Below are 12,204 nucleotides of genomic sequence, written 5' to 3' on the forward strand. Positions count from 1 at the left end.
AAATCTACAGATGAAAACAGTTAAAAATATAGGGTTACTAATTAGTCTGCTAGGTTTCATTTTCTTCACTGGCAGTGTATTCACCGGAACCAATAAAGTAACTCAAGAAACCTTTAATGCTTGGTCTACTTCACAAGTAAAAAGTGAGTTTTTTATAGAAAAGGCACAGCGAGAAATTGTTGGTCAAGAGATGTCTGCGTTTGACTTATCAAATAAAATTATTGCTATAGCTAAGGCTTCAAATGCACACTATATGGAAATGGCCGAAATTCCATGGGATAAAATTATTTGGTTAAAATGGAACAAAAGCTCTAAAGATTTTGTTTATCCATTGGTAAGAGAATCAGCTACAGGTTGGGTAGTAGAAAACCAATTGCTATTCTTCTGGTTGACCTTTGGTTTGGCAATTTTTGGTGGAGTGATAGCATTTGGTTCGGAATATAAAATATTAGGACCTGCAGGTATAAAAAATAACGGAATTTTTCAGCATGCTGCCACAAACAGAGGCTGGATGGGGATGTTTGCTTTTGCTTATTTTGTTGGTTTTTATGTTTTGTTGTATTTTTTTCCAAATTATTTGGTAAACCCAATATTAGCAGTCAATCCTGTGAGTTTAGGCTTGAGTGGTAACCCGGCTAGCCAATGGTTTTTATATGGGTTTATGTACTGCTCGGTCATGACAGTTTTTGCGATCAGAATGTTTATCAAATATCGCCATAATGCGTACCAACTAGTAAGAACTGCGGTTGTTTTGTTTTTTCAAGTGGCATTTGCTTTTTTAATTCCTGAAATATTAGTTGCATTCAATAAACCTTGGTTTGACTTTAAAAATGCATGGCCTTTAAATTATACGTTCTTTTTTGATTGGAATATCAATACCTTAATGAATAGTGGGAATTTAGGCTTGTTTATGTTGATCTGGGGAATCGTATTGACGCTAATTATTGTACCTGTGATGGTGTACTTTTATGGTAAACGATGGTATTGTTCTTGGGTTTGTGGTTGTGGAGGATTGGCAGAAACACTCGGAGATCCTTATCGTCAATTATCAGATAAATCGTTGTTTTCATGGAAAGTAGAACGCTGGTTGATACATGGGGTCTTGGGCTTCGCTATATTCATGACAGCCCTTACATTGTATACGTATTTTGCGGAAATAGAAACTTGGCGTGAACTTGCCTTCGGAATTACTGCTTATGATGTACAATCGAGTTATGGATTTTTTATAGGCTCTATTTTTTCAGGTGTAATTGGTACTGGGTTTTATCCAATCTTAGGAAATCGTGTTTGGTGTCGTTTTGGGTGTCCATTAGCAGCTTATATGGGCTTGGTTCAAAAATTCAAATCTAGATTCAGAATTACTACCAACGGAGGACAATGTATTTCTTGTGGGAATTGTTCTACCTATTGCGAACAAGGAATAGATGTTCGATCTTATGCACAAAAGGGGCAAAATATTGTACGTTCTTCATGTGTGGGATGCGGGATTTGTTCTGCAGTTTGCCCAAGAGGAGTGTTAAAATTAGAAAATGGACCTACCGAAAATAGAATAGATCAGAATCCAACGCTGCTTGGAAATGATGTAGATTTGTTAGAACTCATAAAAAATAATAAATAGTGTGAATCGGTTTTTTAGTTGCCTAATTGTATTTTTTGTTATGACTGTAGCCTATGCTCAGCAAGAAAAAGTGTATCAAAAAAACACGAATGAACGAGGTGAGTTAGAATCAAAAGGATGGATCCTAAATGGTGAAAAATCAGGGTATTGGTACACGTATCATTCAAATCAACAAGTAGCTTCAAAAGGTCATTATGGTAACGGTCGCAAAGAAAAATATTGGTACTTTTACGCGCCGAGTGGAATGCTTTTGAAAGAAGGTCACTATAAGTTAGGGAATATGGAAGCTTGGTGGGTGTTTTATGCAAAATCAGGTCAAGTTGAATGTAAAATTCAGTATAGAAATAATGCTAAAAATGGATATTGCTTGCGATACGAAAATGATAAAATAGTGAAGATAGAAAAGTTTGAAGCCGATACAAAAATTGGTGAGTGGGACAATCTCAAAGAATTTGAATCAGAAAATAATTTGAAAGACTTGTTGTAGTCGTATTTAAATATCATGTCAAAACAATTAGATTCAAAAAATAGTCAAACGAATGAGATGCCGTTAATAAAAGTTATTATACCAGCTTATAATGAGGCAGATGCAATAGGCAATGTGATAGCCGATATTCCGAGTAGTGTATCAGAAATAATTGTTGTCGACAATGACTCGTCAGATCAAACATCAGCTATTGCTGAGAAAGCTGGTGCGACTGTCTTATTTGAAAAAAACAAAGGTTATGGATTTGCATGTTTGAAAGGAATGGAACATATCGCTCAGCAAAAGGCACTTCCTGATATTGTTGTGTTTTTAGATGGAGATTATTCAGATTATCCTGAAGAATTAACAAAAATCATACAGCCGATTGTGAAGAGTGATATTGATTTAGTTATTGGAGCTAGAAGTGCAGCATATAGAGAAAAAGGAGCAATGACTCCACAACAAGTCTTTGGTAATTGGTTGGCGACTTCGTTGATGCATTTGTTTTTTAATGCAAAATTCACAGATTTAGGGCCGTTTAGAGCCATCAAATACGATAAGTTGTTAGCGTTACAGATGCAAGATAAAACCTATGGCTGGACGGTTGAAATGCAATTAAAAGTACTGAAGGCAAAAATGAAATATACAGAAGTACCAGTGAATTATAGAAATCGAATAGGTGTTTCTAAAGTATCTGGTACACTAAAAGGAACAATTATGGCAGGATATAAAATATTAAGTTGGATTTTTAGATATAGTTTTAAATAATGGAAAATATTTTTTCTGAAAAAGTACTCTATTCTATAGGATTAGTGTTACTAGGAGTTTATTTGGTTTCATTAGTGATGATATTTTTGTTTTCACTAGCACAAGTAAATCTGTTATATAATTTTTTAAGAGCTAAGAGAAGAAAAGATACCTCTGAAAAATTTGATCTTTCTAATCCGAACGAAGTGCCTTTCGTTACGATTCAATTACCAGTATACAACGAGTTGTATGTAATGGAGCGTTTGCTAGATACTATTGTAAAATTAGAATATCCGTCTGATAAAATAGAATTTCAAGTGCTTGACGATTCTACAGATGAAAGTGTTGTGTCTACAAAAATACAAATCGAACGTTTGCAAAAAGAAGGCCATAACATTCAATACATTCACAGGACAGACAGAAAAGGATTTAAAGCGGGTGCCTTGAAAGAAGGTATGGAAGTGGCAAAAGGTGAGTTTATTGCTATTTTTGATGCCGATTTTTTGCCAAATTCTGATTGGCTACAAAAAACAGTCCCTTATTTTAAGAACAATGAAGTAGGTGTAGTGCAAACAAGGTGGGGGCATATCAACAGAGATTATTCTTTACTGACAAAAATTCAAGCCTTTGCATTAGATGCACATTTTACGTTAGAACAAGTTGGTAGAAATAGTCAAGGACATTTTATCAATTTTAATGGTACTGCTGGAATCTGGAGAAAAGACTGCATTTTAGATGCCGGTAATTGGGAAGGTGATACACTTACAGAAGACCTAGATTTAAGCTATCGAGCACAGTTGAAAAACTGGAAATTCAAATATTTATGTGAGGTTGAGACTCCTGCCGAGTTGCCGGTGGTTATTTCTGCTGCAAGGAGTCAACAGTTCCGTTGGAACAAAGGGGGTGCTGAGAATTTTCAAAAAATGATTAAAAAAGTTCTTTCATCTGAACAAATCTCGAAAAAGACAAAGTTTCACGCGGTGCTGCATTTGTTGAATAGTACCATGTTTTTGAATGTGTTTATTGTGGGGGTGTTGAGTGTTCCGATGTTGTATCTGAAAAACTATTTTTCTGATTTGAAATTCTATTTTATTGCATTGAGTTTTTTCGTGTTGAGCACTGTCTTTTTCTTTATTTGTTACTGGTTTATGTACAAAGAAATTAAAGGAGGTGGTGTTAAAAAATTTGGTGGATATACTGTCATGTTTTTTCGATTCTTTTCAGTGGCAATGGGCTTTTCTTTACATAATTCTTTGGCTGTTGCAGAAGGCCATGCAGGGAAAAAGAGTGAATTCGTACGTACTCCTAAATTCAACATGCTTTCGTTAAAAGATAAGTGGAGCAAAAATAAATACCTACAGAAGAAATTGCCGAAAAGTGTTTTTGTAGAAGGTTTGTTAGCGTTGTATTTTGCTTTTGGAATGTTAAGTGCTGTTTTTGTTGGGTATATTGGCGAAGGGAAGACAGAGCCAAGTGAACATTTTGATTTTGGATTGTTTCCTTTTCATTTGATGTTGTTTTTTGGGTTTAGCTATGTTTTTTATCACTCGATTCGTTCTGTAAATGAGTAATCTTTTTGTAAATATTTCAAAAAAAAGTCTGATTTATATTTTAATCAGTAGTATTGTTTATTGGGGTATTTCATATGGAATTGATAGAACTGCTTTCCTATCATTGATTTCGATGTACACAATTTGTTTTGTACTGTTTTTGTTATTGATCAAAGAAAACAGAAACAACTCGAATGAGCTTTTTTATATCGGTCTTTTTTTTAGAGTCATTTTACTGTTTTCAATACCGAATTTGTCGGATGATTTTTATCGTTTTATTTGGGATGGACGGCTTTCGTTTTTAGGACTTAACCCGTATTTATATTTGCCAGAAAACAATACGGATCTTGTAGCTGAAGGTGCGTTTTTGTACAGTGGTATGGGAACAATGAATGGAAGTCATTATACCTGTTATCCACCAGTCAATCAACTTTCATTTTTAATACCTGCCCTTTTTTTTTCTAAAAATTATGTAGGTGCAACAATTGTGATGAGAGTGCTTATTATTCTAGCAGATATCGGAACGTTTATTTTTGGAAAAAAAATAGTGCAGTTGTTGAAGCTACCCGTAAAAAATATATACTATTATTTTTTGAATCCATTTGTAATTTTAGAGTTAACAGGTAATTTACATTTTGAAGGAGTCATGATTTTTTTCTTGGCACTTTCTCTGTATTATATCATTAAAAACAAATGGGGAAGGTCTGCATTATTTTTTGCTATTTCTGTTTCTGTAAAATTGATCCCTTTGCTTTTTCTTCCTGTTTTTATTAAAAAATTGGGTATCAAAAAAAACTTCTTGTTTGTGGTTTTAGTCCTGCTATTGAATGTGTTGTTTTTTGTTCCTTTTATGAGTGTTGAAATCTACGATAATTTTATGAAGAGTATTCATTTGTATTTTCAGAATTTTGAATTCAACGCGAGTATTTATTATGTGATTCGTGCAATCGGATTTCAAGTGAAAGGATATAACATAATTCACTCTGTCGGAAAAGTTACACCAATAATTATTGTGGTGTTGGTTTTGATATTGTCTGTTGTTAGAAATAACAAAAAATCAAAAACGATGATAGCAACAATGCTTTTTAGTATTTGTATTTATTATAGTTTCGCTTCTATTGTGCATCCATGGTATATCGCAATTCCTTTGTTTTTGTCGATCTTTACAAATTATACTTTTCCATTGGTTTGGAGCTTTCTCGTGATCTTAAGTTATGCTGCTTATCAAGATACAACTTATCAAGAAAATTTATATCTTGTAGCTGTTGAATATGTAATTGTATATGCCATTGCGTTTTTAGAATTGATAAAATCAAAACGATTTATCGAGCTCAAACAACGTTTCTTGGTGTGAGGAAATCATTTATATAAGGTTACCGAACTATTATATAATTTCGTTTTCATGTTTTTTAGATTAAAAAATCTATTTTTGCAATCCACGTTATTAAATTAACTTTTTACAATGAAAAAAATAACTATTAAAGATATCGCTGCGAAATTTGATGTTTCAATTTCAACTGTGTCAAAAGCATTGAATGATAGTTATGAGATTAGCGATAAAACGAAAGAAAAAATTCAAAAGTACGCAAAGAAGAAAAAGTACAAGCCGAATTTTAATGCTTTGAGTTTGAAAAACAGACGTACCAAGACAATTGGTGTTGTCATCCCAAATATGTTGAACTATTTTTTCGCTCAAGTGTTTCAAGGAGTAGAGAAAAAAGCAAACGAAAAAGGGTATAAAATAATTACATGTATTTCTAATGAGTCTTTTGATAAAGAAGTAGAAACGATGGAGATGCTTTCGAACGGAAGTATTGATGGGTTTTTGGTTTCTATGTCGAAGGAAACAGGGATGAAGAATTGTGTTAATCACTTTAATGAAATGATCGCAGACGGTACACCTATCGTTATGTTCGATAGAGTAGCGAAGGATGTTGATTGTGATAAAGTAGTTGCTGATGATTATGAAGCAGCCATCAAAACAGTAAAACATTTAAAAAATACAGGTTGTAAAAATATTGCATTTATTTCTACAATTAGCGATTTAATTGTTGGAAAAGATCGTTACAAAGGATATTTAAAAGGAATGGAAATTGAAGGTTTACCAGTAAATGAAAACCTGATATTGAACATTCAAGAAAATGACTACAAAAAATACGAAGAGATTATATCTCCACTGTTTGAAAACGGCCCAATAGATAGTGTTATTGCATCAAGTGAGCAATCTGCTATTGCTGCGATGAAAATAGCTCAATTAAAGGGATATAAAATTCCGGAAAACTTTTCAGTTATAGGTTTCGCAAATGGATTGTTGTCTAGGCATTCAAGTCCTAAATTAACAACAGTTAGTCAGCATGGTGAGATCATGGGAGAAACTGCTGCCGAAATGCTTATAGACCGATTAGAAAATGCTGAAGGACAAATTCTTCCGACAGTTACCAAAGTAATAAAAACAGATCTTGTTGAGAGAAATTCTACCAAATCTTATTTAGAGTTGACGAAAAATTAAAGCTCAATAGTAGGTTTAAAAAAAGGTTCTGAAAATTCAGAACCTTTTTTTATTGAGTAAACTATTATATTATAAAATATAGTCTTTTGATTTAGAAATGGCTTCTGCAATTCCGGCAGGATTTTTACCACCAGCGGTAGCAAAGAATTTTTGACCACCACCACCACCTTGGATGAGTTTTCCTAATTCTCTAACTATTTTTCCAGCGTCTAAAGCTTTATCTTCAACTAAGTTTTTAGATATGTAGCTTGTTAGCAATGCCTTTCCATTGATTTCTGTACCCGCAAAGAAAAATAAATTTTCAATTTCACTTCCCAACTCATGAGCGATGTCTTTCAGTGCAGCGGCTTCCATATCAATTTGAGTAGCTAAGAAATTAACGCCATTCACTTCAGTAATCTCGTTTTTTAATTGTGTTTTTAAGCTTTTGATCTTTTCTTTTACCAACGACTCAATTTGCTTTTTTAATGCAGCATTTTCATCTTGTAACGAAGTAATCGCTTTTATAGGATCTTTTGCATTTTTTAAAGTGTTTTTTACATCTGTAAAAACGGCATCTTGTTCGCTATAGTATACTTTTACGGCATCAGAACTGATGGCTTCAATTCTTCTAATTCCTGCTGCTACTGCAGATTCACTTGTGATTTTAAAGTGCCATATTTCTGAAGTGTTTTGTACGTGAATACCACCACATAACTCCATTGATTCTCCAAATCTAATAGATCGAACTGTATCTCCATATTTCTCTCCAAACAAAGCGATAGCTCCTTCAGAGATAGCATTGTCATACGTATTGTTACGATTTTCTTCTAAAGGTAATTGTTCGTGAATACGAGCGTTTACAAAATTCTCGATCGCTTCAAGTTCATCAGTGGTTACCTTTGCAAAATGAGAAAAATCAAAACGTAAGTTTTTCGGACTTACCATAGAACCTTTTTGCTCAACATGCGTTCCTAAAACACTGCGCAATGCTTGATGTAATAAATGTGTTGCCGTATGGTTGCACGAAGATAATCTTGCATGTTTTTCATCGACTACAGCTGTAAAAGTGGCTTCGATGTTCTTTGGCAATGTCTTGGTCATATGAATGATCAAGTTGTTTTCTTTTTTTGTGTCTAAGATGTATACAACATCTCCGTTTGTTGCTTCTAAATAACCAGCGCTACCAACTTGTCCACCTCCTTCTGGATAAAATGGTGTTTGATCGAAGACCAATTGAAACAATTCTCCGTCTTTTTTACTAGCAACTTTTCTGTATCGTGTAAGATTTACTTCAGCAGTTTTAGTGTCATATCCAACAAATGTTTCTCCTGCATTTTCTGCTAATATTTGCCAGTCACCTGCAGTTACTTGTGCCGCAGCTCTTGAACGGTCTTTTTGTTTTTGAAGTTCGGTTTCAAACCCAGCTTCGTCTAATTTCAGTCCTTTTTCACTTAAAATAAGCGCTGTCAGATCGATAGGAAATCCAAAGGTGTCGTACAATTCAAAAGCCTTCTCTCCAGAAACAATGTCACCAGAAGTTTGTTTGATTACCTGATCTAATAATTGTAATCCTTGATCTAATGTTTTTAAGAAAGATTGCTCTTCTTCTTTGATAACATTTTTGATAAGGAATTGCTGAGAAACCAACTCAGGAAATACTTCTCCTAATTGATTGCAAAGCGTTTCTACCAGTTTAAAGATAAAAGGTTCTTTGGTGTTTAAAAAGGTGAAACCATAACGGATTGCTCTACGTAAAATTCTTCTTATTACATAACCAGCACCATTGTTACTCGGTAATTGTCCATCAGCAATAGAAAAAGCTACGGTACGAACATGATCTGCAATCACTCGGATAGCGACACTTACTTTTCCACTTTCTTCAGTTGCAATTGAGTCTTTATCGTAAGTTGAATTTGTGATCGTTTCTATTTCTCTAATTAACGGTGTGAATACATCAGTATCGTAATTAGATTTTACATTTTGCATGGCCATACACAAACGTTCAAAGCCCATACCTGTATCTACATGTTGTGCGGGTAGTTTTTCTAAAGATCCATCAGCTTTTCTGTTGAATTGCATGAATACCAAATTCCATATTTCAACAACTTGAGGGTGGTCCATATTAACCAAATCACGTCCAGAGATTTTTGCTTTTTCTTCTTTCGATCGAATGTCGATATGAATTTCAGAACAGGGACCACAAGGACCTTGTGCTCCCATTTCCCAAAAATTATCTTTCTTGTTCCCCATGATAATTTTGTCTTCAGGAACAATACTTTTCCATAAATCAAAAGCTTCTTGATCTAATTCAAGATTATCGGCATCAGAACTACCTTCAAAAACACTAACGTACAAAGAGTCTTTGTCGATTTTTAAACGATCCGTTAAGAACTCCCAAGCCCATTCGATAGCTTCTTTTTTAAAGTAGTCTCCAAAACTCCAGTTTCCTAGCATTTCAAACATCGTATGGTGGTATGTGTCCATTCCAACCTCTTCTAAATCATTGTGCTTACCAGAAACACGAAGACATTTTTGAGTGTCTGCAACTCTAGAATTGGTAATCTCTTTTTGACCTAAAAAATATTCTTTGAATTGATTCATCCCTGCATTGGTAAACATCAATGTTGGGTCGTTTTTTAAAACGATAGGTGCTGAAGGAACAATTTTATGATTTTTCTCTTTAAAGAAATTTAAAAATTCTTGTCTTAATTCTAGTGATTTCATGCGTTGCGCTACTTTGTGTTGACAATTAAATAAATGCTAAAAAACCTCTTCATAAGAGTAGTTGTAAAACATTTTGTAAATTTGCAATTGTCTAATGAATTTATCAGCTCATTAAAGGGCTTGCAAATGAGGATACAAAAGTACTATATTTACTAATATGGCGAAAGTAAAATTTTACTACGATTCTGATACGCTTTCGTACCAGAGAATAACGGTAAAAAGAAGCACAAAGATTAAAAAAGGTTTGTTGTTTGTAACAGCCGTGTTTTTGATTGCTTTTTTAGGATTTATTGGATTCAGTTATATCGTAAAGTCTCCTAGTCAGTTAGAGCAAGAACGTGAGCTTGAAAATTTAAAATTACATTACGAATTATTGTCGAAGAGAATTGATGAAGGAACCGAGGTTTTGAAAGAAATTCAAGACAGAGATGATAATATTTACCGTGTGTATTTTGAGGCAGAACCCATTTCGAAAGAAGAACGAATGGCTGGGTTCGGTGGTATCAATCGATACAAATCTCTCGATGGTTTTGAGAATTCTACAATGATCAAAGAGGTTACCAAAAAAATTGATGTATTGTCAAAACAATTGGTAGTACAGTCCAAGTCGCTCGATGATATTATCGAAATGGCAAAAAATAAAAAAGAAATGCTCGCCTCAATCCCTGCAATTCAGCCTGTTGCAAATAAAGAATTGAAGCGTATGGCTTCAGGTTTCGGATATAGAATCCATCCGATTTATAAAACTAGGAAATTCCATTGGGGAATGGATTTTTCAGCTCCCAAAGGAACTCCGATTTATGCCACCGGTAACGGAAAAGTTGAAAAGGCTGTGCGTTCGAAAAGAGGTTTTGGTAATTATGTGAAGATCGACCATGGTTTTGGATACAAAACTTTGTATGGACATATGGATAAATACATTGTTCGTAAAGGGCAAAAGGTGAAAAGGGGTGATTTGATTGGTTATGTTGGGACATCAGGTACATCTACTGCACCACATTTGCATTACGAAGTAGTAAAAGGGAATAGAAAAGTAAATCCTATTTATTACTATTTTAATGATTTAACACCTGAAGAATACGATATGATGTTGGATATGGCATCAAAAGAAAACCAATCTCTTGACTAATGAATATCGACCTACCTGAAAAGAGATATTATAAAATTGGAGAAGTAGCCAAAGCCTTTAATGTAAATACATCACTCATCCGTTTTTGGGAGAAAGAATTTGACGTCATTCAGCCCAAAAAAAATGGAAAAGGCGATCGCATGTTTACACCTACCGATATTAAAAATTTTAGATTAATTTATCATTTGGTTAAAGAGAAAGGTTTTACCTTAGACGGGGCAAAAAATAGGTTAAAATCGAATCCAGATGGTACGGTCAATAACCATGAGATAATAGCAAGTCTTGAAAAGGTAAAGGCAGAATTATTGAAGATAAAGAACGCTTTGTAAAGTCGTTTTGTCTTGATAACGAGCCTTTTTTGTCATTAACTCTGACAAAATATCAGCATTTGTACATTGGTATATATATTGAGCTAGAAAAACTAAACGTAAAAAATAAGATATGAATAATTTAAAAAAATGGTTGCCATATGTAGTACTAGGTGTTGTATTGTTATGGGGCTACAGTACATTCAAAGGTTTTAACAACACAGCAGTTACGTATCAAGAAGATGCAAAAACAGCTTGGTCTAATGTTGAGAGTTCTTATCAGAGAAGAGCAGATTTGATTCCTAATTTAGTGAATACGGTAAAAGGGTATGCTGCGCATGAGAGCGAAACCTTAGAAGCTGTGATCAAAGCAAGAGCTGCGGCAACGAGCACAAAAATAGATGCTAGTAACCTAACAGAAGAAAATATGGCTGCTTATCAAAAAGCACAACAAGGCTTGGCAGGTGCTTTAGGAAAATTGATGGTGGTTGCTGAAAAATATCCAGATTTAAAAGCAAACCAAAACTTTTTAGAATTGCAAAGTCAGTTGGAAGGTACTGAGAATAGAATCAACGTTGAGAGAAATCGTTTCAACGGTCTCGTGAATACATATAACAAGCATATCAAAGTATTTCCAAATTCATTGTTTGCTGGAATGTTGAACTTTGGAGAGATGAGCAGATACAAAGCTGCTGAAGGAAGTGAAAAAGCACCAGAAGTACAGTTTTAAGATGTTAAATACAGAATATCATTTATCAGAAAAAGAAGAACTTGCTGTAGTAGATGCTATAAAAGCAGCCGAAAAAAATACTTCGGGTGAAATACGTGTGCATATCGATCCAAGTTCTGATAAGGATGCGTTTGAACGTGCAAAAGAAGTTTTTTTTGAATTGAAAATGAATGAAACAGAAGCAAAAAATGGTGTTTTGTTTTATTTAGCGATCAAAGAACACAAATTTGCGATATTGGGTGATGAAGGAATAGACAAAGTGGTTCCAGATGATTTTTGGGATACTACGAAAGATTTGGTCATTAGCGAGTTTAAAAAAGGAGATTTTGCTTCAGGTTTGCAATTAGGAATAACAGAAGCAGGGAAACGTTTGAAAGAATTTTTCCCATACCAATCTGACGATGTAAATGAATTGTCAGACGAAATATCAAAAGGTTAAAA

At 34.1% G+C, this 12,204-nt stretch carries 11 protein-coding genes; 10 read left to right on the forward strand and 1 reads right to left on the reverse strand.

The window, feature by feature from the left end; all coding sequences use genetic code 11:
• Positions 1–10: 10 nt before the first annotated feature.
• The 6 genes from F6P99_RS08635 (at position 11) to F6P99_RS08660 (ending at position 6,890) form a co-directional block, all read left to right on the forward strand.
• The gene (locus F6P99_RS08635) at positions 11–1,618 is read left to right on the forward strand and encodes a 4Fe-4S binding protein (protein WP_152287068.1); all 1,608 of its coding nucleotides are present in this window, start codon (positions 11–13) and stop codon (positions 1,616–1,618) included.
• A gap of 40 nt (positions 1,619–1,658) precedes the next feature.
• On the forward strand, positions 1,659–2,105 hold the full coding sequence (locus F6P99_RS08640; protein WP_152287069.1) for a toxin-antitoxin system YwqK family antitoxin: 447 nt from the start codon (positions 1,659–1,661) through the stop codon (positions 2,103–2,105).
• Positions 2,106–2,162: 57 nt separating this feature from the next.
• A complete protein-coding gene (locus F6P99_RS08645; RefSeq protein ID WP_152287161.1) occupies positions 2,163–2,852 on the forward strand; it encodes a glycosyltransferase family 2 protein in 690 nt (229 codons plus the stop codon).
• Positions 2,852–4,402, forward strand: coding sequence for a cellulose synthase family protein (locus tag F6P99_RS08650; RefSeq protein WP_152287070.1), 1,551 nt, complete (start codon positions 2,852–2,854; stop codon positions 4,400–4,402). Before F6P99_RS08645 ends, F6P99_RS08650 begins: the two co-directional genes overlap by 1 nt.
• The gene (locus F6P99_RS08655) at positions 4,395–5,735 is read left to right on the forward strand and encodes a glycosyltransferase family 58 protein (RefSeq protein WP_152287071.1); all 1,341 of its coding nucleotides are present in this window, start codon (positions 4,395–4,397) and stop codon (positions 5,733–5,735) included. Before F6P99_RS08650 ends, F6P99_RS08655 begins: the two co-directional genes overlap by 8 nt.
• Before the next feature lie 108 nt (positions 5,736–5,843).
• Positions 5,844–6,890 (forward strand): LacI family DNA-binding transcriptional regulator, encoded by a 1,047-nt coding sequence (locus tag F6P99_RS08660; protein ID WP_152287072.1) that lies wholly within the window; start codon positions 5,844–5,846, stop codon positions 6,888–6,890.
• 69 nt (positions 6,891–6,959) lie between these two features.
• Here F6P99_RS08660 and alaS read toward each other — a convergent pair whose 3' ends face one another.
• A complete protein-coding gene (gene alaS, locus F6P99_RS08665) occupies positions 6,960–9,596 on the reverse strand; it encodes an alanine--tRNA ligase (protein ID WP_152287073.1) in 2,637 nt (878 codons plus the stop codon).
• Between the two features lie 157 nt (positions 9,597–9,753).
• Here alaS and F6P99_RS08670 point away from each other — a divergent pair, with 157 nt between their 5' ends.
• The 4 genes from F6P99_RS08670 (at position 9,754) to F6P99_RS08685 (ending at position 12,202) form a co-directional block, all read left to right on the forward strand.
• Positions 9,754–10,725 (forward strand): M23 family metallopeptidase, encoded by a 972-nt coding sequence (locus F6P99_RS08670; RefSeq protein WP_152287074.1) that lies wholly within the window; start codon positions 9,754–9,756, stop codon positions 10,723–10,725.
• A complete protein-coding gene (locus F6P99_RS08675) occupies positions 10,725–11,054 on the forward strand; it encodes a MerR family transcriptional regulator (RefSeq protein ID WP_152287075.1) in 330 nt (109 codons plus the stop codon). The genes F6P99_RS08670 and F6P99_RS08675 overlap by 1 nt, the downstream gene beginning before the upstream one ends.
• A 112-nt stretch (positions 11,055–11,166) precedes the next feature.
• The gene (locus F6P99_RS08680) at positions 11,167–11,763 is read left to right on the forward strand and encodes a LemA family protein (protein ID WP_152287076.1); all 597 of its coding nucleotides are present in this window, start codon (positions 11,167–11,169) and stop codon (positions 11,761–11,763) included.
• 1 nt (position 11,764) lies between these two features.
• Positions 11,765–12,202 carry a TPM domain-containing protein gene (locus tag F6P99_RS08685; protein WP_152287077.1) on the forward strand — a complete coding sequence of 146 codons (438 nt, stop codon included), beginning with the start codon at positions 11,765–11,767 and terminating at the stop codon, positions 12,200–12,202.
• The last annotated feature ends 2 nt before the right edge of the window (positions 12,203–12,204 follow it).

The sequence above is a fragment of the Flavicella marina genome (assembly GCF_009193215.1).
GTDB classification, from domain to species: domain Bacteria; phylum Bacteroidota; class Bacteroidia; order Flavobacteriales; family Flavobacteriaceae; genus Flavicella; species Flavicella marina.

Bases quoted from the DNA above. Each gene is read 5' to 3' on its own strand.
- F6P99_RS08635 (WP_152287068.1), top strand. From the start codon at position 11: ATGAAAACAGTTAAAAATATAGGGTTACTAATTAGTCTGCTAGGTTTC.
- F6P99_RS08640 (WP_152287069.1), top strand. From the start codon at position 1,659: ATGACTGTAGCCTATGCTCAGCAAGAAAAAGTGTATCAAAAAAACACG.
- F6P99_RS08645 (WP_152287161.1), top strand. From the start codon at position 2,163: ATGCCGTTAATAAAAGTTATTATACCAGCTTATAATGAGGCAGATGCA.
- F6P99_RS08650 (WP_152287070.1), top strand. From the start codon at position 2,852: ATGGAAAATATTTTTTCTGAAAAAGTACTCTATTCTATAGGATTAGTG.
- F6P99_RS08655 (WP_152287071.1), top strand. From the start codon at position 4,395: ATGAGTAATCTTTTTGTAAATATTTCAAAAAAAAGTCTGATTTATATT.
- F6P99_RS08660 (WP_152287072.1), top strand. From the start codon at position 5,844: ATGAAAAAAATAACTATTAAAGATATCGCTGCGAAATTTGATGTTTCA.
- alaS (WP_152287073.1), bottom strand. From the start codon at position 9,596: ATGAAATCACTAGAATTAAGACAAGAATTTTTAAATTTCTTTAAAGAG.
- F6P99_RS08670 (WP_152287074.1), top strand. From the start codon at position 9,754: ATGGCGAAAGTAAAATTTTACTACGATTCTGATACGCTTTCGTACCAG.
- F6P99_RS08675 (WP_152287075.1), top strand. From the start codon at position 10,725: ATGAATATCGACCTACCTGAAAAGAGATATTATAAAATTGGAGAAGTA.
- F6P99_RS08680 (WP_152287076.1), top strand. From the start codon at position 11,167: ATGAATAATTTAAAAAAATGGTTGCCATATGTAGTACTAGGTGTTGTA.
- F6P99_RS08685 (WP_152287077.1), top strand. From the start codon at position 11,765: ATGTTAAATACAGAATATCATTTATCAGAAAAAGAAGAACTTGCTGTA.